The following is a 21,634-nucleotide window of genomic DNA, read 5'->3' as shown; positions in this document are numbered from 1 at the left end:
CGGAGGGGACATTCGGGTCGATGGGCACCGGAGGCGCGGAACCCGTCCTTGCAAGTCGGCCTACCTGAATGTCACCGCACCTTAATCAGAGTGGCCGTCGCCCACATTGCCGTTGCCGCCTGGGGTGGACAGCAGTCCGAAGTCCTGGGACTTGACGCCCTGCTCCGCCGCCAGGAACCCGTCCGAGGCGAGGCCACGCCGCAAGAGCTCCCTGACGGCGGCCGAGCGGCTCGGCATGCGCTTGTCGAAGCGCCAGTTCTCCAGTGCCGCCAGTTCGTCGGCGGTCAGCATGACCTGCAAGCGTTCAGGACGTTCCAGTTCAGTCACGGCACTTCCTCGCACAACCGAATACGTGAATGAGTATCTGTCTCATTCGACTAATAATTAGGGTAGTGATCTTAACACGTCAAGGTCGACAAATAGGCGACCTGCCCATCCTGCTCATGATGGCTATAAAGCGTCGGATGCGCCTTTGCGTAACCATGCTAACCAACTGATATATATCGACTATTTTCAGACTTTCGCTTGCCAGCCACCGATGCGAGGCGCATGCTACAAAGGCAAAACCAGTCCAGGAGGTTTCCATGCGGTATGACTACTCGACGCGGTTGCGCGATGACGTTCAATCCGCGGTCACCACGGCTTTCAGGACGTACGGCATCGTCAACATCACCGCGGTGGCCGAACGGATCAGGCTCAGGAACCTCGACGAAAACGTTGCCCTCGAGGACGTCGAGCACCTGGTCCTGGCGGCGGCCCAACTGCTTGGCGCCGCCATCGAATTCGAGGGCCTGACCATGATCGACCACCTGCCGGACGCTCATGTCAACGGCCGTCCCGGCGGACCGGCCCCTACCCTGAAGCGCCTCGTCTGAACGGATTTGAGGCGACGCGCTAAGTCATTTCGGGCGACCGGCATCAGGGTTCCGGTGGCCGGGCGAGCCCGCTGGAAGCGGCCGACCTGTGGAAATTGAGCGCGCGCGCTATATGGTGTTTGAATTCCCCTCCGGAGAACACGCCATGACGCTCGATACACGCAAGCTCGGCAGCCAGGGGCTGCGGGTCTCTGCCATCGGCCTCGGCTGCATGGGCATGAGCCAGTCCTACGGCCCGGCCGACGAAGCCGAATCCATCGCCACGCTGCACCGCGCCATCGAACTCGGCTGCACCTTCCTCGACACCGCCGAGGTGTATGGCCCTTACGCCAATGAGGCGCTGCTCGGCCGCGCCTTGAAGGGCAAGCGCGACCAGGTGACCATCGCCACCAAATTCGGCTTTCGCATCGAAAATGACCGGCAGGTCGGCACCGAACGCGACAGCAGGCCGCAAACCGTCAGGGCGGCGGTTGAAGGGTCGTTGAAGCGGCTCGCCACCGACCATATCGACCTTCTCTACCAGCACCGTGTCGATCCGGCCGTGCCGGCCGAGGATGTCGCCGGCACGGTCGGCGAGTTGGTCAAACAAGGCAAGGTCCGCTTCTTCGGCCTGTCGGAGGCGGGAGTCGCCAACATCCAGCGGGCGCACGCCGTGTTTCCGGTCTCGGCGCTGCAGAGCGAGTACTCGCTGTGGGAGCGCAATCTCGAGCCGGAAATCATTCCCCTGCTGAGGCAAACCGGCATCGGCCTGGTGCCGTTCTCACCGCTCGGCCGCGGCTTCCTGACCGGCGGCGCCAAGCGCGCCGAGGACTATCCCGAAGGCGACTACCGCCGCGGCGACCCGCGCTACCAGGGCGCGAACTATGACGCCAACATCGAGGCCGCCGCGAAAGTCCGCGACATCGCCGTCGCCAAAGGCGTCAAGCCAGGGCAGATCGCGCTGGCCTGGCTCCTGGAGAAAGGCAATGTCTTCGGTGTCGACATCGTGCCGATCCCCGGCACCAAGCGGATCAAATATCTGGAAGAAAATGTCGCCGCCGCGTCGCTGAAACTTGACGCCGCCGAGATGGCGGCGCTCGACGACGCGTTGGCCCCGGGGAAGGTCTCCGGCCCGCGCTACGGCGACCGCACCATGGTGATGATCGACCGATAGGCGCCGGTTTCGGGCAGGTTCCGCCCTGCCAGCAGCGTCAAATTTCGGTTCGCACGTCGCCGTGAATCGGGCCTATTCCACCGGTGCCGGCTTTTGGCGAGGATCGGGCCGCAACCGCTGGTGCAGTTCCCTGCCGGCGTGCAGGGTCCGGTCCGCCAGGGCGGCGAGTGTCCCGCGCAAGGTCCTTGTTCCCAGCACCGAATCCAGCGTCACGGACTGGGTCGCGAAGCGCCGCTTGAAGTCCTCGCCGCCGCACAGGAAGTCGACCATCGTCAGCCCCCTGTCGATCGACCACTGGATGTAGTCCATCATCAGCACCATGCCGGGGGACGCCCGTTCGACATCCGGATCGTAGGTCGTGACGAAGGCCATCATCGTGTTGCGCTGGACGAAATTGATCGAGACCGCCACCACCATCCCGGCGCACTCCAGCACGAAGACGTGCAGGAGCCCTTCCCTGGCCAGCACGGCGACCAGCGCGGCCAGGGCCGGCGATCCCTCATCGAACAGGTTGGATTCGTGCCCGCGCGCGGCGAGCCATTTGCGCTTGAACTCGGCGAGCCTGTCGAGGACGGGCTGCATCGGCTCGTCCGGCGACATGAGGCGGAACCGCACTTCGCCGCCCTCCTCGAGGAATTTGCGGCCGCGGCGATAATTCTGGCGCATCTTCTTCGTTTGTTCCCCGAACCAGTCCGCGCCCGTTCGCCATGGCCCGGCGACCCTGAAGCTGGTTTCGCTGCGGCGGTTCGGACGAAGCGCCACCTTGGATGCCGAAGCGGGAGCGAGCAGCGTGCGCATCGCGGCGTCTGGCAGCAGGCGGTTCAGATAGACCAGGTCGAAGCCGCCCGCGGCCGATATTTCCTGCCATAGCGCCATGACCGCCGCCGGATCGCAATCCGGCGCGACCAGCACGTCGCCATAGTCGCTATGGTCCTTGGCTGCCCATTCCAGGACGTTGACGCCCTTGCGCCGCAGCGTCGCCAGCGGGATGACCGCGTCGAGCCGGTCACCGTTCCAGAGGAGGCCGATCCTGAGACCGCGCAGCTCCCGGTCCGGGGCCGTCTGCCACCACGCCGTGACCCAGGCGTGGCTTTGAAAGATCAGCCCCTCCGCCCGGCGCCACAGCTCCGTCCAGGCCGGCCCGACCGACGCAAGGCGCTCCTCGGAGGTGACGATCTCCAGCGCGCCCGCCTTCGAGCCCGCGATCGTGGCGTGAGCGTTCATGGCTGCGGGCTCCGACTCGCCTCGGACGAAGCGCGGCGGCGGAACCGCCGCGCGATGTGCCCCCACATCTTCTTGAGCGGCAGCACGTAAAGCCCGGACAGGGATTGATAGTCGCGCGCACCGCGCTCCATCAATCCGAACCTGAAATCCTCATCGGGCTTCGGCACGCACAATGTTCCGAACAGCCGGTCCCAGAACGAGAACAGCAGGCCGAAATTCTTGTCGTAATGCCTGGGATCGACGCTGTGGTGCAATTGGTGCCAATGCGGGCACAGCACGATGTTGTTGAGCGGCCCGAACGAAATCTTGAAGTGGGTATGCCTGACGAAATCCATCATCAGGATATTGCGCATGACGTAGACGTTGACGCCGAAGATCGTCACTTCGACGAGGTTGAGCGACAAAAGGGTCCAGATGCCGAAGCAGATCCCGGGTATGACGCCGTCCCAGGCGCGGTTCATGAGCTCGTCGAGGGGATGAACCCTGTCCTTGGTGATCCCGACCATCACCTCCGCCGAGTGATGCACCTTGTGCAGCTCCCACAGGAACGGGAAGCGGTGCTGGGCCACATGGTAGAGGTAATAGGATATGTCGTAGGCGATCAGCATCGTCACCGTGAAGATGACGATCGTCACCGCTCCCGGCGGTCCCGGCAACAGCGGCGGCTCGATTTGGAGGAGTGCCGCCAGTGTCCGATTCGTCGCGTAGCCGACGCCGACGACGAAGGTCACACCCGCGGGCAGCATAAGGAAGGGCATAATCGCCTTGCGGGTGATCCAGAAAAGCAGGTCCGCCCGCGCGGAGGGATGCGTGACGATCTCGTTGGGGAAGACGAAATCGAAGAATTCCCTGAAGCTCTTGCGCTCCGCCGTCCGCCAATAGGCGATCAGGGCGCTGCCCAGCGCGGTCAGCAGCAAAAGGCCGGCCGCAAGCAGGCTGGAGCCGGACAACTTGTCCAGGATCCTTTCGATGATGCCGGCAATCGACATGGGCCCACTCATTTATGCAACCGAAGCTTGACTTGTAGGAAGCGAGTTACCTGACTGGCCGGGCAAGCCGGCACGCCGTCAGGCTCTCGATCATTTCGCCTTCACCCTAGTCGAGAATTCATAGCGAAAGCTTAAGCTGATTAAAAACAATGAATCCGCTAAAAAGCCCGCTATATATTGCCGAATTCTGAATAAAACTCCTAAAATTGACAGCAAACGACCGGCAGCGCCCCTGGCGTGGAGATCGCAACTTCGGGGAATCGCGGGTGATCGTGCCGGTCCCGAGCTCGCGGGCCCGCGGCCAGGCTGCCAAGCCCCTCCCAGGCTTATTTCCCGGCGCCCGGCTGCCTGTTGAAGATCGTGAGCAGGTCCATCGGCAGCGGAAACACCACCGTCGACGAGCGCTCGCCGGCGATGTCGTGCAGCGCCTCGAAATAGCGCAGTTGCATGGCCTGCGGCTCCTGCGCCAGCATCTTGCCGGCCTCGACCAGCTTTGCCGCCGCCTGCTGCTCGCCATCGGCATTGATCACCTTCGCGCGCCGCAGCCTTTCAGCCTCGGCCTGCTTGGCGATGGCGCGGACCATATTCTCGTTGAGGTCGACATGCTTGATCTCGACATTGGACACCTTGATGCCCCATGCGTCGGTTCGCTGGTCCAGGATCTCCTGGATGTCGCTGTTCAACTTGTCGCGCTCGGCCAGCATCTCGTCGAGTTCGTGCTTGCCGAGAACCGAACGCAACGTTGTCTGCGCCAGCTGGTTTGTCGCGGCCATGAAGTCCTCGACCTGGATGACGGCCCGCTCGGCGTCGACGATGCGGAAATACAGCACCGCGTTCACCTTCACCGAGACGTTGTCGCGCGAGATCACGTCCTGCGGCGGCACGTCCTGGACCACCACGCGCAGGTCGACCCGCACCATCTGCTGGACGAAGGGGACGAGGAGGATGAGGCCGGGGCCCTTCACCCCGGTGAAGCGGCCGAGCGTGAAGACCACGCCGCGCTCATATTCCCGCAGGATGCGAACGGCGGAGGACAGGAAGATCAGCACGATGAGGGCGAGCACCAGATAGGCGACGTAACCGATGATCATTGCCTTGCTCCATTGTTCCTGCGCCGGACCGTCAGCACGAGATCCCGGACATCGGCCACCTCGACGCTGTCGCCGGGGGCGAGCGGTTCATCGGCCTTCGCCCGCCAGCGCTCACCCTGCGCGAGCACATGGCCCTCGCTGCCCGACCAGTCGAGAATCCTGGCCGGTTGTCCGTGCATGGCCTGCGCGCCGACACGCGGCAGGCTCCTGCGCGCCCTCCACAGATAGCTGCCGGCCAGCAGCGCCAGGCCAAGCGTCAGCGCCGCGGCGGCGCCGATGAGCGCCCACGACATCTCGAAGCCGGGACCCTCGACCTTGAGCAGCATGGCGGCCCCGAGCAGGAAGGCGGCCACGCCACCAAGCCCGAGCACCACGGTCGGGTTGAAGGCCTCGATGACGAGGAAGGCGATGCCGAGCAGCATCAGGGCGAGGCCGGCATAGCTGATCGGCAGCAAATTGAGGGCATAGAGCCCCAGCAGCAGGCAGATGGTGCCGATCACGCCGGGCGCCACCGCGCCTGGGCTGGTGAACTCGAAGACGAGGCCGTAGACGCCGGCCAGCATCAGGACGACGGCGATATTGGGGTCGGTGATGACGGCGAGGAGCTGGATCAGCCAGCCGGGATCGAGCGTCTCGACCGCCAGGCCCCTGGTCGCCAGCACCTGTTGCTTGCCGGCCACCTCGACCGTGCGGCCGTCGGCAAGCTGGAGCAGTTCGGCCGGGTCGCGGGCGACGAGGTCGACTACATGTGCCTGAAGTGCCGCGTTGGCGGAAAGGCTGGCCGCCTCGCGCACGGCCTTTTCGCCCCAGTCCGCATTGCGGCCGCGCAGTTCGGCGAGCGAACGGATCAAGGCGACCGCGTCGTTCGTCACCTTGGTCATCATCGCGTCGCCGGCCGGAGGCCCGGTGGCATTCTTCTGGTCGCCCTTCTCCTTCTCATCGCCACCGGGAAGGGACGGCAGCCCGCCAAGCTCGACCGGCGTGGCGGCGCCCAGATTGGTGCCGGGCGCCATCGCCGCGACATGGGTGGCATAAAGGATATAGGTTCCGGCGCTTGCCGCATGCGCGCCGGCGGGCGCGACATAGCCGATGACGGGGACCGGCGAGGCAAGGATATCGGCGATCATCTCGCGCATCGAGGTGACCAGCCCGCCCGGTGTATCGATCTCGAGGATGACGGCTTCGGCGTGCCGCTCGGCGGCTTTCGCCAGCGCTTCGTTGAGCTGCCTGGCGCTCGCCGGGCCGATGGCGCCGTCGATCACGATGCGCAACGCAACCTTCTCCCTCGCCTCCGCAGTCACGGAAGACTGACTGGCGGCCGCGGCGACCATGAAGGCCGCTGCCAGAACCACCATCCGCGCGAGGGTCACGCTCAAAACTCCCTAGACTATGCAGGATATGGCGTTCGATTGGTCGAAATCCATGGCCTGGCCTCAGGATTGCAAGCCAGCGGTCCGGCTCTTCGCAGCCGGACGGCAAACGCAATGGGGCCGACGTTCAAAGCCGGAGGGGCCTCGCTTGCGCGCCGGCCCCATCCTTGGTCAGCGGTCACGCATGTGCGTGCGGGTGACGGACGTCCCAGACGGCCCAACCCGATACGGCAACCACCAGCACGCCGAGAATGACATGGGTGGCCATCGCATGCGTGTTCGCCATGAAGCCGAGCAGCCAGGGCGACACGATCAGCCAGAGCCCGAGAACGACACCTACCCATTCCTCCCACTCGGCGAAAGCGGCAAGCGCCGCCACGGCCACCGCGCCCAGCACGACGCCGATAATCCAGGCGTTCCATGCGGGAGCGGTTTCAGCAGCGAAGCCGATTATCCAGGGTGAGATGAACAGGCAGACGGCAAGGACCAGATTGAGCCAGTCCTGGCCTTTCTTTCCTTCCATGAGTGTATTTGCCATGACAACCTCCATAGATGAAGCTTGGCCAAAGCGTTGTATTCGCGTGCAACGCACGCTTGATGGTTGATGTAACTATGCCTCACATGGCCTTCAAGGCCCGCCCCGCGGCGGGCCGCCTTGGCGTGGATCGAGCTCCCTCCGCCCGATCAGGATCAAGCCGGGACCGGCCGCATCAAGCAAAACCGCCCGCCTCTTGCCGGCGCATTCTAGAACGTGATCTTCACCGAGGCGGCACTGCGGTTGGCCGCCCCGTGATGAACCGCTTCGATGTTGTTGCCGTCGGGGTCGAGAAGGAAAGCGGCGTAGTAGCCGGGGTGGTACGGGCGTTCGCCCGGCCCGCCATTGTCCCTGCCGCCGCCTTCCAGCCCGGCCTTATAGAACGCATCGACCATGGCGCGGTCCTTCGCCTGGAATGCCAGATGATGGCGACCGGTCAACTCTCCCCGAGCCGCGCGACTGTCGGCGGTGGAAATGAAAAGCTCGTCGGCCCAGAAATAATCGGCAGCGCTGCCGCCGATCGGAATGTCGAGCACCCGAAACACTGCTTCGTAGAAGCGGCGGCTGGCGGCGATGTCCCTGACCACCAGCTGGATATGATCGATCAGCCGGCCGCGATGCAGTTCTTCCATGCAAGCTCTCCTCTCGCCAAGGGCTCGAATCTAACTAGCTTCGCGTGATCCGCCGTCAATGCCGCGCCGAACGTCAGGAGTTTCGCGCGGCATGCCGCGCCAGTGCGTGCTCGATCAGCACGTCGATGACCCGGCTGTAGCCGACGCCGATCGCCGCCAGCGCCTTGGCATACATCGAGATGTCGGTGAAGCCGGGCAGCGTGTTGACCTCGTTGACCAGCAGCGAGCCGTCAGCGCGCAGGAAGAAGTCGACGCGCGCCATCGCCTCGCAGCCGAGCGCCTGGAAAGCTTGGCGCGCCATCTCCCTTGCCTGGTCGGCGACCGCGGCCGGGACATCGGCGGGCACGTTCACCACGGCGCCGTCGGCATCGAGATATTTGGCCTCATAGGTGTAGAAGCCGTGCTTGCCGGCCGGGATGATCTCGCCGGGCAGCGATACGGTCAGCGTTCCGTCGGCCCCCTCCAGCACCGAGCATTCGATCTCGCGGCCGTCGACGAACTCTTCGATCAGGACCTTGCCGTCATAGCGGAAAGCCGTCTCGACGGCCCGTTCGAAGCCGTCCCGGTCGTTCACCTTGCTGACGCCGAAGGACGAGCCCTGGCGCGCCGGCTTGGCGAAGAAAGGCAGGCCGAGCGCGCCGGCAATCTCCTGGAACGGCCCGACATCGTTTCGATGCACGGTGACGGAACGAGCAACAGGCAGCCCGGCCTCGCGCAGCAGCCGCTTGGCGACATCCTTGTCCATGGCGGCGGCCGAGGCGAGAATGCCGCAGCCGACATAGGCGACGTCGGCGACCTCGGCATAGCCTTGCACCGAGCCGTCCTCGCCGAAGGGGCCGTGCAGCACGGGAAAGACGACGTCGACCGGCGCCAGGTCGCACTCTGCTCCGCCGCCCGGTGCGGCCACCAGCCGGCCTCCGCCGCCAGGCAGCAGCGCGACCTCCACCCCGTCCTCCGACGCCGGCGCCCCTGCCCCGTCGCCACCGGCTTCGGATGAAGATTGCAGCAGCCATCGACCGTCCCTGGAAATGGCGATCGGCACGACCTCGTAACGCGCCCGGTCGATGGCCTTCAGCACGTTGGCGGCCGAAAGGCGCGACACGTCGTGCTCGGCCGAACGCCCGCCATAGAGGACGGCGACCCTAATCTTGTTGTTCATCGAGAAGCCTTGTCGTTCATCGAAGTTCCCCGGGATCAAATGGCGACGGCAATGCCGCGATTGGCAAAGAAGCAGTCGAAATCGGCCGGGACCAAAACTGCGTTTGCCTGTGTGGCGCGGGTATGGCCGGACGGGTTGTGAAAGCGAAAACCTTCATCCGATGCCGACATGACCAGCACCAGATGGCCGCCCTTGGATGGCGGCTCGCGCTCGGGCCAGCGGATCGAGCTGCTGACCGAAGCGATGAAGAAGCGCGACTGCCTGAGGATCGCCGCAATGTCCGATGTCGCGACATTGGTCATCACCTGCGCTTCCAGGCCGAATTCCGCCTTCACGAAGCTGACGAAGGGGGCATAGATCAGGCCCTTGATCGATCCCCCGGTGACGACATAGCCGCCATATCCGGTGCAGCGCCTGGCCAGTTCGATCGTCGGCACGATCTGGCCGCGCATTGCCAGGATCATCTTGAGGCATGCCATGCCGCATATGTTGGCGGCCCAGAGCGCGTATTCGTCGAGCGTGCGCGCGCCCGATCCCTGCCACAGCGGATCGCGCCGCAAAGCGGCGTCGGCGCCATCGGCGAGTACGGCCGAAGTCATGTCGGGTGTTTCCCACTGGCTGAAAAACGGCACGGTCTCCGGCAGTGGCTTCATCGATTCCCTCGAACAGGCTTTCAATCTCGTATACAGGATACGAGAGCGAAGAACAGCAATTCAAACGCACTCGCCCGATCAGGCGATGGTCCGCTCCTTTTCGCCCGCCGCGCGAACCTTGCCTACGCCTCCCGATTAGAGCACTCTCAACCAGATTAAGCCGGTTGTCGCCTTGACGAGTGCCGATAGCGGGGCGTGTCCGCCCGCAATCTCCCCTAGCCCATCGTGTTTAGGACCATGCAATGACCCGCGACCAGATGCTCGCTCACCTCCGCGCCGCCGACGCTGTCGCTCGCGAGGCGGCCGCGCACGGCCATCATCCGTTCGGCTGCGTGCTGGTCGGGCCGGACGATCGCGTGCTGATGCGCCAGGGAAATCTCGACACGGTGCACCATGCCGAGACCGAGCTCGCCCGGCGCGCAGCGGCTGCCTACGAGCCGGATTTCCTCTGGTCCTGCACGCTGGTCTCGACCGGCGAACCCTGTGCGATGTGCGCCGGAACGCTCTACTGGGCCAATATCGGCCGCCTGGTCTACGGCTTCGAGGAGACGAAGCTCCTGGCACTCACCGGCGATCACGCCGAGAATCCGACGATGAGCCTGCCCTCGCGCACAGTCCTCGCCTCGGGCCAGAAGAAGATCGAGGTCTTTGGCCCCTTCCCCGAGATCGAGGACGAGCTGATCGCGCCGCACCGTAATTTCTGGACGCGCTGACTCGCCGGTCGAAGTCGCGCGCGAAGCGCCAGATGGCCACCGGAACGGAATTCAAACGATCTCTTGGAACGTGTTTGCCAACAGCGTCGTCGATACGCTGGTGGGTCACGGCGATTGCCTGAACCGGTCTTGCCTACCGCCCATAGGTGTACGTCACGCTGGCCTCGCCGAGCGCCTGGCTCTTCGCGGCCACTGCCACCATTTCCGGAGAGGGATTTTCCGGCGCGCGCAGCTTCGGCGCGCCGAGCGCATAGAGCGTGAAGACATAGTGATGCGTTCCGCTGCCGGGCGGCGGGCATGGACCGAAATAGCCTGCGCGGCCGATGCCGCCTTTGCCGAGCACAGTACCCTTGGGCAAGCCTTTGCCGCGCTTCGAGCCCGCCCCTTCGGCCAAGCCCTTCGCGCTTGCCGGGATGTTCCAGGCCAGCCAGTGCCAGAAACCCTTGCCGCCGCCGGCGTCGGGGTCGAACATGGTGAGCGCGTAGCTCTTGGTGCCGACCGGCGGGTCCTTCCATCTCAAGGCGATCGATACGCTTTGCCCGCTGCAGCCGCCGGCCTTGTCGCCGAGATATTTTTCGGCCCACTTGCCGTTGGAAACCGACGGGCTTGAAATCTCGAAAGCCGCCGCCTGGTTGGCGAGGCCGAACAGCACCAGCACGGCGAAACCGAGGCGCAAGCTCATGGCTTCCTCCACTTCCAGCCAAGATGCCGACGAGTTTAGCCGAAAAGCGGCCCGAAATTGGGCAATGGTGCGAACTGTTGGTGGATTCGCTGGAATGCGCTGCCGGGCACGAAGGGGAGGGAGGCTTCCTTTACCGAGCGCGCCAGGAGATTCGTGTTTCAAAGCTGGGCTTCGATGGCGGCCTTGTCGATGATGGACCACACGAGCCGGATCTTCGCGCCGCGAAATTCATAGAAGACGTTCTCGGCGAAGGACACTTTCCTGCCGCCTACGGCAAGCCCGAGGAAATTTCCCCTGGGCGTGCAATCGAACATCAGCCGGCTCGCGAGATGAGGCGGATCGCAGACCAGCAGCCGGATATCGAAACGAAGATCCGGAATGTCGTCGAAATCCTTCTCCAGCATCGCGCGGTAGCCGGAGAGACCGATCCGCCTGCCATTGTGGGACACGTCGTCGTCGACGAACTGCCCGAGGTTCGGCCAGTCCTGCCGGTTGAGGCAGGCAATGTAGTCGCGGTAGATACCGGAAAGGTCGGTCATGGCGCATGAACCCGCGTTCGTGGACACAAGGCCATTTTGCACCCGCGACACGTCAGGACAATCCGGGTTTGATCGCCGCTAGGGCGATGCACCGTCGTCTGGCCGGCGCCTTAAGCCTTGAGCAGCGCCGCCAGCCGGGGAATCCCCTCGCTCACCGCGCGCCGGTCGGCGAGCGTGAAGGACAGCCGCAGCGTGTTGCGCCCGGTGCCATCGGCGAAGAAGGCGCTGCCGGGCACGAAGGCGACACGCGCTTCCTTCACCGAGCGCGCCAGGAGCGCGGTGGCGTCAGTGCCTTCGGGCAGCGTCACCCAGACGAACATGCCGCCTTCCGGGCGGCTCCAGGTCACGCCTTCCGGCATGTTGGCCTCCAGTGCGCCAAGCAGGCCGTCGCGGCGCTCGCGATAGGCTCCGATCAGTTTTTCGACCTGGGCCTCGAACACCGCTTCGGCCGCCCGGTGCATCACGATCTGGTTGATCGACGGGCTGTGCAGGTCGGAAGCCTGCTTTATCAACACCAGCTTTTCCACGACATGACGCGGCGCGCAGACCCAGCCGACGCGCATGCCCGGCGACAGTATCTTCGAGAACGAGCCGCAATAGAGCGTGCGCGCCTTGTCGATGCCGCCGGAGCGCGCGCAGTCGAGCGCCAGGATCGGCGGCACGCCTTCGCCATCATAGCGCAGCGCCCGGTAGGCGGCGTCCTCGACGATTGCGATGTCGAGCTCGCCGGCAAGATCGAGCACCGCCTCGCGCTGCTGCCTGTCCAGCGTATTTCCGGTCGGGTTGGCGAAATCCGGCACCAGATAGGCGAACTTGACCCGGCCGCCATTCGCCGCTGCCGCCGCGCGATAGGCATCCGGCGTCATGTTGCCGCCTTCCGGCCGCAGCCGGTCGTAGCGCGGTTCATAGGCGTTGAAGGCCTGCAGCGCGCCGAGATAGGTCGGCCACGTCACCAGTGCGGTGTCGCCGGGCGACAGCAGAAGCTTGCCGACATAATCGAGCGCCTGCTGCGAGCCCGAAGTGATGAAGATGTTGGCTTCCTCGCAGGCGACGCCGAGCTTGCCCATCTGCCCGGCAATCCACCGCCGCAGCGGCAGATAGCCCTCGCTCACCTGGTACTGAAGCGCGGCCCCCGCCTCGCCGCCGCAGAGCACGTCGGCATAGGCATCGCGGATCGCCTCGGCCGGAAACAGCGCCGGATCGGGAATGCCGCCGGCGAAGGAGATGATGTCCGGCTGGTCGAGCAGCTTCAGGAGCTCGCGGATTTCCGAGGCCTTCATGCGCGACGAGCGCGACGCCAACAGGTTCATAAGGGTCAAGCACGCCTCCCCGGACGCATCGAATATAGGTCAACTTAGCTGACCTATATCTGGTCTCGCCGCAAATTGAATAGGGCCTGCAGGCCTTCCCGCATGCGCCAGCCGCCCGCCTTAGCGGAAAGCGACGGCCCCGCCTGCGCTACAAGGTCTTCTTGTAGCCGAGATGGGTGCCGTTGAAGCCGAGGCTTTCATAGAAGCGGTGCGCGTCCGCTCTGGTCCTGTCGGTGGTGAGTTGGACAAGGCCGCAACCGCGCGCCCGGCATTGATCGATCGCCCATTCGATCATCAGCCTGCCTATGCCTTCGGAACGGCGTTGCCCAGCGACCCGCACCGCCTCGATCTGACCGCGCCAGGCGCCCTTGCGCGACAGCCCGGCAAGGAAGCTGACCTGCAAGGTGCCGACCACGTCGGCGCCATCGACCGCCACCGCCAGCAACTGGTTGGGATCGGCGTCGATGGCGTTGAAGGCATCGACATAGCCCTGCGCCAGCGGCAGCGAGGCATCCTCTCTGGCCGCGCCAAGCGGATCGTCCGCCAGCATGGCGACGAGGGCAGGCAGGTCGGAGGCCAGGGCCTTGCGGAAGGTGATCATGAGCACGACTTACGGCGACACGCCGGCGCCGGCAAGGCCGTTGGTTTGGAAGCCTCACCCTCTCTTCGTCATCCAAGGGCGAAGCAGGAGCGCAGCTCCGTCGCGCAGACCCTGGGATGACGAACCGAGGGAACTTCTTCAACCCCATCCCCATCCTGGCCTTGCGGCACTGCGCCAGAACCCGGCGATTGGCCCTCCAAAGGTATTTGCAGCACCCGCCGGCAGCCTATAGGAAAAGCCACAAGATGGCATTGGCGTCGGCGCCGGTCCTGGTTTCGCGGAGAGCGGTGTTGAGAGCGTGTGTTCGTCTGTGCCTGTCGCTGGTCGCGGTGCTCGCCTTGCCGCTTGCCGCCCATGCCCAATGGAAGCCGGTCGAGACGATCGAGCCCTACGCTATCTCGGGCCGGACCGGACAGGAGCTCTACCGGTCGATCGGCGAGAACGGACCGCTGATCCGCGGCGCCAAAACGCGCACCATCGCCTACACCAATTTCAAGCTGACCTGGACCAGGGACTACCGGAACAAAGGCGGCGATTGCGTGCTGGCATCGGCCAGGCCGAAGCTGATCATCACCTATGCCTTGCCGAAGCCGTCAGGCTCCCTGCCGCCGGCCGTGCAGAAGAGCTGGGACAGCTTCATCGCCGGCGTCACCGCCCATGAGAAGGTGCATGGCGCCGATATCATTGCCATGGTGCGCAAGATCGAGGCGGCGACCGTCGGCCTCAGCGTTGCCGACGATCCCAAATGCGCCAAGATCCGGACCGAGATGACCAGGCGCCTCTCCGAACTGTCGCAGGCGCAGCGACAGGCAAGCCGCGATTTCGACCGCGTCGAATTCGGCAATGGCGGCAATTTGCAAAAACTGGTTTTTGACCTCGTGACCGGTCCCTGAGGGAAGGCGCGACCCTCACCGCGTCTGCGCGCTCGCCGCGAGCTCCGCCCGCTTCTCGTCCGATACCACGGCCAGATCCAGCACCTTCTGCAGTTCGGCGGCGTGGCGGAAGGATGGTTCGGCCTGCACGCCGGTCCGCACCGCGTCGGCGAAACGCTGGTAGTTGGTGGCCACCGTGCCGGCGTCGAGCTCTTCCCATATCCCGTCATCGACATTTTCGCCGAGGCAGGCCTTGAGCGACGAGCCGTCGAGATTGTGCACCACTTCGAGACCGCCTCTGTCGCCATAGATGCGCAGGCGCAATTCGTTGAGATGGCCGGTCGCCCAGCGGCTGGCATGCACCACGCCGAAGGCGCCGTTGGAGAAATCCACCGTCATGGCGAAGCTGTCATTGGCGTCGAGCCCATAGTCGCCGATGCGGTTGCCGGGCGCCTTGTCGAAGGAACGCAGCCGGCAGAACACATGCTCGATGCCGAGGGCCGCGCCATAGCTGGCGAAATCGAGGATGTGGATGCCGACATCGCCAAGCACGCCGTTGGAGCCGTGGCCGCGCGACAGGCGCCACAGCCATTTCGGGTCGCTGCGCCAGTCGCCCCAGAATTTTGACACCAGCCAACTCTGCAGATAGGACGCCTCGACATGCCGTACCGTGCCGATCTCGCCGGCCTGCACCATCCGGCGGGCTTTCTGCAGCGCCGCGACATTGCGGTAGGTGAGGTTCACCATGTTGACGATGCCGGCCTTCTCGGCGGCCTCGGCCATCTCGATCGCCTTGCCGAAATTCTCGGCCAGCGGCTTCTCGCACAACACCGGCTTCCCGGCGGCGATCAGCTTCATGGTGGTCGGGTGGTGGATGCGGTCCGGCGTGACATTGGCCACGGCGTCGAAAGCGCCCCATTGCAACGCCTCCTCCAGCGCGGTGAAGCGGTTTGGGATGTTTAAACCGTCGGCGAATTCGTCGACGCGCGCCGGATCGAGGTCGACGGCCCCGACAATGTCGACGCCATCCATGGCGCTGAATTGCCGTGCATGTTCCTGCGCCATCCAGCCGGTGCCAAGTATTAGAAGCCGCATTTTTCCTCCTTGGTGCGAGATGTCGTCGCGCCAGGCGGGATGCCGGATCCCCTCCGCGGCGCGTGTCGGACAGGCCTCCCCTCCGGCCCGCGCCTCAAATAGCGCGAATGATCCCGCCGTCGACGCGGATGTTCTGGCCGGTGATGTAGCCGGCGCCGTCCGAAGCCAGGAAAGCGATGGTCGCGGCGATCTCCTCCGACGTGCCGTAGCGCTGCATCGGCACCGAGTCGCGGCGTTCTTCCGTCGCCGGCAGGCTGTCGATCCAGCCGGGCAGCACGTTGTTCATGCGCACATTGTCCGCTGCATAAGTGTTGGCGAAGATCTTGGTGTAGGCGGCGAGGCCGGCGCGGAACACCGCTGAAGTCGGGAACATCGGGCTCGGCTCCACCACCCAGGCGGTCGAGATGTTGATGATGGCGCCGGCCTTCTGTTTGACCATCTGCGGCGCCACGATGCGCACCGGCCGGATGACGTTGAGCAGGTAGACGTCCATGCCGGCGTGCCACTGTTCGTCCGTGATCTCCAGGATCGGCGCGCGCGGCCCGTGGCCGCCGCTGTTGACCAGAACGTCGATGCGGCCATAGCGCTCCAGCGTCAGGTCCGCGAGGCGCCGCAGATCCTCGTTCGACTGGTTGGAGCCGGTGACGCCGATGCCGCCCAGTTCCTTGGCGAGCGCCTCGCCCTTGCCGGACGAAGACAGGATGGCGACCTTGAACCCGTCCGCCGCCAGCCGCTTCGCCGCCGCAGCCCCCATGCCGCTGCCGCCGGCCACGATGACAGCCACTTTTTCTGAACTCATTGGGTTTTCCTCTCAAGGGTTGGCGGGAGTTGCGGTTCAGCGGTCATATAGCCGGTCTCGTCGGCCGCTTCGAACCAGAAAGGCTGAACCGACCTGCAGAAAATGCGAACATGTCACTCGACTTCAAGGAGCGACGGGCAACAAAGCATCCGGCTTCACATTGGCGATCGAGGCGTAGGTGTGCGTTTCCCGAACGCCGGGCAGCGGCAGGATGACACGCTGCAGAAAATCCTGGAACATCGCCATGTCGGCGATCCGCGCCTTGACCAGATAGTCGAAGCCACCAACCACCATGTGGCACTCGATGATCTCGGGCGCCCGCAACACCGCTTCGGCGAAGCGGTCGAAGACATGCGGCGCCGTGTGGTCGAGCCGCACCTCGATGAAGACGAGCTGTGCCTGCCCGATCCTGGCCGGATCGAGAACGGCTCGCACCGCGCGGATGAACCCTTCGGCGAACAGCCGCTTGACGCGCTGCGCCGCTCCCGTCGGCGACAGGCCGACGCGGCGGGCCAGATCGAGCGTCGTGCGGCGGCCATCCTCCTGCAACAAGCGCAGCAGCGAGCGGTCGATGCGGTCGAGGTCGTCCATGTCAGATTCACACTTTTGAAGGAGAACAAACGTGATAATCACGCCGAAATAGCCAAAACAGCATATTTCATCACGCCCATGGATCGCAATACCGTTGCGGTGCACTCCCGCCACCAACGAAAGCGTATCCCATGACGACAGCCCTATCGATCTCCCGCAGCGCCCAGGCCAAGGGCGACACGCCGGTGCTCATCCTGAGCGAGGCCGAGGTGAAGACATGCCTCGATCTTCGCCAGCTTCTCGACGCGCTGGCCGGCGGCTTCAAGGCGCTGTCCGGCGGCAAAGTCGTCAATCCGGCCCGGCCGCAGCTCGACATTCCGCAGGCCGGCTATTCGCTGGCGATGCCCGCCTGGATGGCGGGCATGCATCTGACGGTGAAGATCGTCAACGTGTTCGAGGGCAATATCGCCGGCGGCATCCCAAGTCACCTCGCCACCATCCATCTGTTCGACCCTGCCACGGGCATGCCGGTCTGTGTCATGGACGGCACCTACATCACCGCCGTGCGCACTTCCGGCTCGGCCGTGCTTTCGGTGCGCGAACTCGCCCGCCCCGACGCAAGGATCGCGACAGTGGTCGGCGCCGGCGTGCAGGCCGGCCAGCACCTCAATCTCCTGCCGCTGGTGCGTGACTTCGCCGAGATCCGCGTGGCCTCGAAGGAATTCGCCGATGCGCAAGCGCTTGCCGCCCGGCATGTCGGCGTCGTCGCCGTCAGCGATCTCGAGGCCGCGATACGCTCCTCGGATGTCGTGTGCCTGGCCACACACTCCTACGAGCCGGTGATCTCGGCCGATTGGGTGCGGCCCGGCACCCATGTCTCGTCGGTCGGCGTCGCCCCGCCCGGCGGCGAGTTGCCCGTCGAACTCCTCGGAAAGGCCAGCCTCTTTGTCGAGACAAGCGAGGCCTTTGCCCCAAGCCCGGTCGGCTCCTGCGAACTCAATGGGCTGGATCCGCAAACCGGAACCGAACTCGGCGAGATGCTGCTCGGGCTCAGGCCAGGGCGGGTCGATGCCGGGCAGATCACCGTCTACAAGGCAATGGGCGTCGCCATGGAAGACATGGTGGCGGCCGACCTCGCCTATCGCGAAGCGGTGCGGCGGGGATTGGGGCGAACCGTTTTGCTATAGCGGTCCGCGGCCAAGGAGGGAGAAGGTCGTGCAGCTTCGCCCGGAGCCTGTCGCCGCTATCCCTCCACCGTCTCCAGCACGCTCAGCAGCGTGCCTTCCATGTCGGGCTCGTCGCCGGAGCAGACGCACAGCATCTCGGCGTCGCCCTCGCCCACCGAGAGATAGGCGTGGCCCATGGTGGAATCGATGTAGACGCTCTCGCCCTCCTTCAGCCGCACCGGCGCGTACTGGTCGGTGTGCAACTCGATCTCGCCCTTGAGCACGATCAGGAATTCCTCGCCGGCATGTTTCGTCAACGGGCCGAACTCCTCGGGGGTGCGGGCGCGCGCATAGGCCTGGATCGGCACCATACGCTTGCGCACAAGGTCGGTGGCCAGATAGCGGTAGTCGTAGTTGCGGGTCAGCTGGCGCAGTGTGTTGGACGGTGACGTCACCGAGCGGCGGGTGCGCGCCGCCGGCTGCTTGCGGTCGCCGCTGAGCAGCTCCGTCACATGGATGCCGAGCCCTTCGCAGATCTGCAGCAGCTTGTCGTAACTTAGCGACATCTGGTCGTTCTCGACCTTGGACAGCGTCGACACCGCGACCCCGGTGAGCCTGCTCACCTCCTGCAAGGTCCAGCCATGCGTCTTCCTCAAGCCGCGCAGGCAATCACCCAGGTTCGGTTGCTCCGACATATCAGCTCCATGCCGCGGGATCGCGCCGCTCCATCCCTAGGTAATTGAACTCCCTGTCACCATCAACAACACCAACAATTTTCTTATACGCTAAATATTGACTGGATAAGAAATTATTTTTACGACTGATCGATGCAGTCCAATTCCCTCCCAAAAATCGTCGTCATCGGCGGCGGCATTGCCGGCCTCTCGCTTGCCGCCGAGGTGGCGGACTGGGCTGATGTCACCCTGATCGAGCGCGAGAGCCAGCCCGGCTATCATGCCAGCGGCCGCTCGGCTGCCCTGTTCACCGAGACTTATGGCAACCGCGTGGTGCGAGCGCTGACGCTGGCGAGCCGCCGGGCCATCTTCGACGGCGGCTTCGTCGCGCATCGACGTGGCGCGCTGCATGTCGGCCGCGCCGATGACGGCGCGGCCGTGGACCGGCTGGCCGGCGAATTGCAGGCCATGGTGCCGAGCGTACGCCGCCTCTCCGCCGCTGAGCTGCATGCGCTGGTTCCCGTCATCGATCCGCAAACCACATGCGGCGGTGTCCATGAACCGGGCGCGGTGGATGTCGATACCGGCAAGATGCTTGCGGCCTGCGCTTCGGCACTGAAGGCCAGGGGCGGCATCATGCGCACGGGCGAAGAGGTGCGCGAGATCGCGCGCGCCGGCAACGGCCTGCGCGTCGCCACCAGCGCCGGCGCCTATCCCGCCGACATCGTCGTCAACGCCGCCGGCGCCTGGGTCGACGTCGTGGCCGGCATGGCGGGGCTCACCGGTCTCGGCATCCAGCCCAAGCGGCGCACCGCCTTCCTGTTCGATCCGCCCGCAGGCGTCGACATTGCCGGCTGGCCGCTGGTGGTCGATCTGCACGAACAATTCTACTTCAAGCCAGACGCCGGCAGGCTGATCGGCTCGCTCGCCGACGAGACAGACTCCGAACCATGCGACGCGTATCCGGAAGACATCGATGTCGCCATTGCCGTCGACCGCATCGAGCAGGCGACGTCGATGCGCATAGGCCGCCCGTCGACACCCTGGGCCGGCCTGCGCACCTTTGCGCCCGACCGCACGCCGGTCGCCGGCTTCGACCCGCGCCTGCCCGGCTTCTTCTGGCTCGGCGGCCAGGGCGGCTACGGGTTCCAGGTGTCGCTGACATTGGCGCGGCTCGGCTCGGCGCTGATGCGCGGCCAATCCTTGCCCGACGATGTCGCCGCACTTGGCGTCACCGCCGCGGCGCTGGCGCCCGACCGCTTCCTGGCCCCGGCGGCGACGCCATGAAGTTCATGCCCTTCCCTCAACCAGAAAAAGTGTCATCAGGAGCGTTTGCGATGAAATCCACCGTTCTGCGCACAGTGCTTGGCTCGACCCTTCTGGCCTCGTCCGTTCTTCTCGGCGGGCAGGCTCATGCCAAGACGCTCGTCTATTGCTCGGAGGCCAATCCCGAGACCTTCAACCCGGCGATCGGCATCGCCGACTCCACCATGGATGCCGCCGCCAAGACGATCTTCAACCGGCTGGTCGAGTTCAAGCCGGGCACCACCGAAGTCGGACCGGCGCTGGCCGAAAGCTGGGATGTCTCGCCGGACGGCAAGACCTACACATTCCACCTACGCCGCGGCGTGAAATTCCAGTCGAGCGAGCATTTCACGCCGACGCGCGATTTCAACGCGGACGACGTCCTTTACACGTTCAACCGCCAGCGCGACGCCAACAATCCCTACCACAAGCTCGGCGGCGGCTCTTACGAGTACTTCAACGCGCTGGGCATGGGCACGTTGATCGACAAGATTGACAAGGTCGACGACCACACCGTGCGCTTCACGCTGACGGCCCCCAACGTCACCTTCCTGGCCGGGCTGGCGCTCGACTACCTCTCGATCCTGTCGCTGGAGCAGACCGAAAAGATGGTGGCCGCCGGCACGCCGGAGCTGATCGACAGCCAGCCGGTCGGCACCGGCCCGTTCGTGCTCGAGGCCTATGTGCCCGACAGCCAGGTGCGCTACGCCGCCAACAAGGATTACTGGCGCGGCGCGCCGAAAATCGACACGCTGGTCTTCGCCGTCACGCCCGAGCCGACCACCCGAGTCGAGCGCCTCAAGGCCAATGAATGCCAGGTGGCGGCCCCGCCCCCGCCCAGTGCCGTCGCCGAACTGCGCGCCGATCCAGACATTACGGTCCTCGACCTCAAGGGCCAGAATATCGGCATCCTCGGCTTCAACGTCGAACATCAGCCGCTGGGCGATGTCCGCGTGCGCACCGCGCTCGCCAAGGCCGTCGACCGGAAGGCAATCGTCGATGCCGTCTATGCCGGCGCCGGCACCGTTGCCGGCAGCGTCGTGCCGCCGGCGCAGCTCGGCGCCGTCACCGATGCCGGCATCGACTATGATCCCGATGGCGCGAAGAAACTGTTGAAGGAAGCAGGCCACGAAAGCGGCCTCAAGATCAGCCTGTGGGCGATGCCGGTGTCGCGCCCCTACAACCCCAACGCCAAGCGCATGGCCGAGATGATCCAGGCCGACTGGGCGAAGGTCGGCGTGCAGTCCGAGATCGTCAGCTTCGAATGGGGCGAATATCTCAAGCGCACCGCCGCAGGCGAGCAGGACGCCTTCCTGCTCGGCGGCAGCAGCGACAATGGCGATCCCGACAACATGCTGAGCTATCTCTTGTCCTGCGACGGCGTGAAGGGCGGCTCCAACCGCTCACGCTGGTGCGACAAGGATTTCGAGAAGCTGCTGGATGAAGGCCGCGTCGCCGCCGACCCGAAAGAGCGCGCCGCGATCTACGGGAAGGCGCAGGCAATTCTGAAGGCCGAGGTGCCGGTGGCGCCGATCGCCCATTCGATGGTCGCGATCCCGATCCGCAAGAGCGTGCTCAACTACGTGCTCGACCCCTTCGGCCGGCAGAATTTCGCGGCCGTGGATATGGCGGAGTGAGGCAGCGCTCTCCCTTCTCCCCTTGTGGG

At 65.0% G+C, this 21,634-nt stretch carries 24 protein-coding genes; 7 read left to right on the top strand and 17 right to left on the bottom strand.

The window, feature by feature from the left end:
• Positions 1–81: 81 nt before the first annotated feature.
• The gene (locus LB551_RS03060) at positions 82–327 is read right to left on the bottom strand and encodes a hypothetical protein (protein WP_140499998.1); all 246 of its coding nucleotides are present in this window, start codon (positions 325–327) and stop codon (positions 82–84) included.
• 257 nt (positions 328–584) lie between these two features.
• Here LB551_RS03060 and LB551_RS03055 point away from each other — a divergent pair, with 257 nt between their 5' ends.
• Together LB551_RS03055 and LB551_RS03050 are read left to right on the top strand one after the other, a co-directional pair.
• Positions 585–875, top strand: coding sequence for a hypothetical protein (locus LB551_RS03055; protein WP_224658158.1), 291 nt, complete (start codon positions 585–587; stop codon positions 873–875).
• 145 nt (positions 876–1,020) lie between these two features.
• Complete coding sequence (locus LB551_RS03050; protein ID WP_224658157.1) at positions 1,021–2,028, top strand: aldo/keto reductase; 1,008 nt, start codon at positions 1,021–1,023, stop codon at positions 2,026–2,028.
• A 72-nt stretch (positions 2,029–2,100) separates the two neighbouring features.
• Here LB551_RS03050 and LB551_RS03045 read toward each other — a convergent pair whose 3' ends face one another.
• The 8 genes from LB551_RS03045 to LB551_RS03010 all read right to left on the bottom strand — a co-directional run bounded on the left by LB551_RS03045 (position 2,101) and on the right by LB551_RS03010 (position 9,681).
• Entirely contained in the window at positions 2,101–3,252 is a 1,152-nt protein-coding gene (locus tag LB551_RS03045) for a GNAT family N-acetyltransferase (protein WP_224658156.1), read from the bottom strand.
• Positions 3,249–4,241, bottom strand: a complete 993-nt coding sequence (locus tag LB551_RS03040; RefSeq protein ID WP_224658155.1) for a sterol desaturase family protein — start codon at positions 4,239–4,241, stop codon at positions 3,249–3,251. Before LB551_RS03040 ends, LB551_RS03045 begins: the two co-directional genes overlap by 4 nt.
• A 326-nt stretch (positions 4,242–4,567) precedes the next feature.
• Positions 4,568–5,332 (bottom strand): slipin family protein, encoded by a 765-nt coding sequence (locus LB551_RS03035; RefSeq protein WP_224658154.1) that lies wholly within the window; start codon positions 5,330–5,332, stop codon positions 4,568–4,570.
• Entirely contained in the window at positions 5,329–6,702 is a 1,374-nt protein-coding gene (locus LB551_RS03030; protein ID WP_224658153.1) for an NfeD family protein, read from the bottom strand. The genes LB551_RS03035 and LB551_RS03030 overlap by 4 nt, the downstream gene beginning before the upstream one ends.
• A 178-nt stretch (positions 6,703–6,880) precedes the next feature.
• Positions 6,881–7,240, bottom strand: coding sequence for an SPW repeat protein (locus tag LB551_RS03025; RefSeq protein ID WP_140552204.1), 360 nt, complete (start codon positions 7,238–7,240; stop codon positions 6,881–6,883).
• 206 nt (positions 7,241–7,446) lie between these two features.
• Positions 7,447–7,869, bottom strand: coding sequence for a VOC family protein (locus LB551_RS03020; RefSeq protein ID WP_224658152.1), 423 nt, complete (start codon positions 7,867–7,869; stop codon positions 7,447–7,449).
• A 73-nt stretch (positions 7,870–7,942) separates the two neighbouring features.
• Positions 7,943–9,028, bottom strand: a complete 1,086-nt coding sequence (locus tag LB551_RS03015; protein WP_224658151.1) for a D-alanine--D-alanine ligase family protein — start codon at positions 9,026–9,028, stop codon at positions 7,943–7,945.
• Positions 9,029–9,063: 35 nt separating this feature from the next.
• Positions 9,064–9,681, bottom strand: coding sequence for a C39 family peptidase (locus LB551_RS03010; RefSeq protein WP_224658150.1), 618 nt, complete (start codon positions 9,679–9,681; stop codon positions 9,064–9,066).
• Positions 9,682–9,923: 242 nt separating this feature from the next.
• Here LB551_RS03010 and LB551_RS03005 point away from each other — a divergent pair, with 242 nt between their 5' ends.
• A complete protein-coding gene (locus tag LB551_RS03005; RefSeq protein ID WP_224658149.1) occupies positions 9,924–10,394 on the top strand; it encodes a nucleoside deaminase in 471 nt (156 codons plus the stop codon).
• Between the two features lie 133 nt (positions 10,395–10,527).
• Here LB551_RS03005 and LB551_RS03000 read toward each other — a convergent pair whose 3' ends face one another.
• The 4 genes from LB551_RS03000 to LB551_RS02985 all read right to left on the bottom strand — a co-directional run bounded on the left by LB551_RS03000 (position 10,528) and on the right by LB551_RS02985 (position 13,526).
• Positions 10,528–11,076, bottom strand: coding sequence for a YbhB/YbcL family Raf kinase inhibitor-like protein (locus LB551_RS03000; RefSeq protein ID WP_140642872.1), 549 nt, complete (start codon positions 11,074–11,076; stop codon positions 10,528–10,530).
• A gap of 158 nt (positions 11,077–11,234) precedes the next feature.
• A complete protein-coding gene (locus LB551_RS02995; protein ID WP_224658148.1) occupies positions 11,235–11,615 on the bottom strand; it encodes an ester cyclase in 381 nt (126 codons plus the stop codon).
• A 110-nt stretch (positions 11,616–11,725) separates the two neighbouring features.
• Entirely contained in the window at positions 11,726–12,925 is a 1,200-nt protein-coding gene (locus LB551_RS02990) for a PLP-dependent aminotransferase family protein (RefSeq protein WP_224658195.1), read from the bottom strand.
• 148 nt (positions 12,926–13,073) lie between these two features.
• Positions 13,074–13,526, bottom strand: a complete 453-nt coding sequence (locus LB551_RS02985) for a GNAT family N-acetyltransferase (RefSeq protein ID WP_224658147.1) — start codon at positions 13,524–13,526, stop codon at positions 13,074–13,076.
• Between the two features lie 290 nt (positions 13,527–13,816).
• Here LB551_RS02985 and LB551_RS02980 point away from each other — a divergent pair, with 290 nt between their 5' ends.
• Positions 13,817–14,419 (top strand): DUF922 domain-containing Zn-dependent protease, encoded by a 603-nt coding sequence (locus tag LB551_RS02980; RefSeq protein ID WP_224658146.1) that lies wholly within the window; start codon positions 13,817–13,819, stop codon positions 14,417–14,419.
• 15 nt (positions 14,420–14,434) lie between these two features.
• On the opposite strand, the gene LB551_RS02975 is transcribed toward LB551_RS02980, so the two are convergent.
• The 3 genes from LB551_RS02975 to LB551_RS02965 all read right to left on the bottom strand — a co-directional run bounded on the left by LB551_RS02975 (position 14,435) and on the right by LB551_RS02965 (position 16,883).
• Complete coding sequence (locus LB551_RS02975) at positions 14,435–15,493, bottom strand: Gfo/Idh/MocA family protein (RefSeq protein ID WP_224658145.1); 1,059 nt, start codon at positions 15,491–15,493, stop codon at positions 14,435–14,437.
• Positions 15,494–15,587: 94 nt separating this feature from the next.
• Positions 15,588–16,292, bottom strand: coding sequence for an SDR family oxidoreductase (locus LB551_RS02970; protein WP_140516008.1), 705 nt, complete (start codon positions 16,290–16,292; stop codon positions 15,588–15,590).
• A gap of 123 nt (positions 16,293–16,415) precedes the next feature.
• On the bottom strand, positions 16,416–16,883 hold the full coding sequence (locus LB551_RS02965) for an Lrp/AsnC ligand binding domain-containing protein (RefSeq protein WP_140516010.1): 468 nt from the start codon (positions 16,881–16,883) through the stop codon (positions 16,416–16,418).
• A 131-nt stretch (positions 16,884–17,014) separates the two neighbouring features.
• Between LB551_RS02965 and LB551_RS02960 the strand changes: the two genes are divergently transcribed.
• A complete protein-coding gene (locus LB551_RS02960) occupies positions 17,015–18,010 on the top strand; it encodes an ornithine cyclodeaminase family protein (RefSeq protein WP_224658144.1) in 996 nt (331 codons plus the stop codon).
• Positions 18,011–18,066: 56 nt separating this feature from the next.
• Here LB551_RS02960 and LB551_RS02955 read toward each other — a convergent pair whose 3' ends face one another.
• Positions 18,067–18,684, bottom strand: a complete 618-nt coding sequence (locus LB551_RS02955) for a helix-turn-helix domain-containing protein (RefSeq protein WP_224658143.1) — start codon at positions 18,682–18,684, stop codon at positions 18,067–18,069.
• A 132-nt stretch (positions 18,685–18,816) separates the two neighbouring features.
• Between LB551_RS02955 and LB551_RS02950 the strand changes: the two genes are divergently transcribed.
• Both LB551_RS02950 and LB551_RS02945 read left to right on the top strand, forming a co-directional pair.
• Entirely contained in the window at positions 18,817–19,950 is a 1,134-nt protein-coding gene (locus LB551_RS02950; protein WP_224658142.1) for an NAD(P)/FAD-dependent oxidoreductase, read from the top strand.
• A 50-nt stretch (positions 19,951–20,000) separates the two neighbouring features.
• Positions 20,001–21,605 carry an ABC transporter substrate-binding protein gene (locus LB551_RS02945; RefSeq protein WP_224658141.1) on the top strand — a complete coding sequence of 535 codons (1,605 nt, stop codon included), beginning with the start codon at positions 20,001–20,003 and terminating at the stop codon, positions 21,603–21,605.
• Positions 21,606–21,634: the final 29 nt, after the last annotated feature.

The sequence above is a fragment of the Mesorhizobium sp. BR1-1-2 genome (genome assembly GCF_020165435.1).
In the GTDB taxonomy this organism is placed as follows: Bacteria; Pseudomonadota; Alphaproteobacteria; order Rhizobiales; family Rhizobiaceae; genus Mesorhizobium.
This window is presented reverse-complemented; position numbering and strand designations above follow the sequence as displayed.

What these genes read in the sequence shown, in the direction of transcription:
- LB551_RS03055 (WP_224658158.1), top strand. Translation starts at nt 585, where the DNA reads ATGCGGTATGACTACTCGACGCGGTTGCGCGATGACGTTCAATCCGCG.
- LB551_RS03050 (WP_224658157.1), top strand. Translation starts at nt 1,021, where the DNA reads ATGACGCTCGATACACGCAAGCTCGGCAGCCAGGGGCTGCGGGTCTCT.
- LB551_RS03045 (WP_224658156.1), bottom strand. Translation starts at nt 3,252, where the DNA reads ATGAACGCTCACGCCACGATCGCGGGCTCGAAGGCGGGCGCGCTGGAG.
- LB551_RS03040 (WP_224658155.1), bottom strand. Translation starts at nt 4,241, where the DNA reads ATGTCGATTGCCGGCATCATCGAAAGGATCCTGGACAAGTTGTCCGGC.
- LB551_RS03035 (WP_224658154.1), bottom strand. Translation starts at nt 5,332, where the DNA reads ATGATCATCGGTTACGTCGCCTATCTGGTGCTCGCCCTCATCGTGCTG.
- LB551_RS03025 (WP_140552204.1), bottom strand. Translation starts at nt 7,240, where the DNA reads ATGGCAAATACACTCATGGAAGGAAAGAAAGGCCAGGACTGGCTCAAT.
- LB551_RS03020 (WP_224658152.1), bottom strand. Translation starts at nt 7,869, where the DNA reads ATGGAAGAACTGCATCGCGGCCGGCTGATCGATCATATCCAGCTGGTG.
- LB551_RS03015 (WP_224658151.1), bottom strand. Translation starts at nt 9,028, where the DNA reads ATGAACAACAAGATTAGGGTCGCCGTCCTCTATGGCGGGCGTTCGGCC.
- LB551_RS03010 (WP_224658150.1), bottom strand. Translation starts at nt 9,681, where the DNA reads ATGAAGCCACTGCCGGAGACCGTGCCGTTTTTCAGCCAGTGGGAAACA.
- LB551_RS03005 (WP_224658149.1), top strand. Translation starts at nt 9,924, where the DNA reads ATGACCCGCGACCAGATGCTCGCTCACCTCCGCGCCGCCGACGCTGTC.
- LB551_RS03000 (WP_140642872.1), bottom strand. Translation starts at nt 11,076, where the DNA reads ATGAGCTTGCGCCTCGGTTTCGCCGTGCTGGTGCTGTTCGGCCTCGCC.
- LB551_RS02995 (WP_224658148.1), bottom strand. Translation starts at nt 11,615, where the DNA reads ATGACCGACCTTTCCGGTATCTACCGCGACTACATTGCCTGCCTCAAC.
- LB551_RS02990 (WP_224658195.1), bottom strand. Translation starts at nt 12,925, where the DNA reads ATGAACCTGTTGGCGTCGCGCTCGTCGCGCATGAAGGCCTCGGAAATC.
- LB551_RS02985 (WP_224658147.1), bottom strand. Translation starts at nt 13,526, where the DNA reads ATGATCACCTTCCGCAAGGCCCTGGCCTCCGACCTGCCTGCCCTCGTC.
- LB551_RS02975 (WP_224658145.1), bottom strand. Translation starts at nt 15,493, where the DNA reads ATGCGGCTTCTAATACTTGGCACCGGCTGGATGGCGCAGGAACATGCA.
- LB551_RS02970 (WP_140516008.1), bottom strand. Translation starts at nt 16,292, where the DNA reads ATGAGTTCAGAAAAAGTGGCTGTCATCGTGGCCGGCGGCAGCGGCATG.
- LB551_RS02965 (WP_140516010.1), bottom strand. Translation starts at nt 16,883, where the DNA reads ATGGACGACCTCGACCGCATCGACCGCTCGCTGCTGCGCTTGTTGCAG.
- LB551_RS02960 (WP_224658144.1), top strand. Translation starts at nt 17,015, where the DNA reads ATGACGACAGCCCTATCGATCTCCCGCAGCGCCCAGGCCAAGGGCGAC.
- LB551_RS02955 (WP_224658143.1), bottom strand. Translation starts at nt 18,684, where the DNA reads ATGTCGGAGCAACCGAACCTGGGTGATTGCCTGCGCGGCTTGAGGAAG.
- LB551_RS02950 (WP_224658142.1), top strand. Translation starts at nt 18,817, where the DNA reads ATGCAGTCCAATTCCCTCCCAAAAATCGTCGTCATCGGCGGCGGCATT.
- LB551_RS02945 (WP_224658141.1), top strand. Translation starts at nt 20,001, where the DNA reads ATGAAATCCACCGTTCTGCGCACAGTGCTTGGCTCGACCCTTCTGGCC.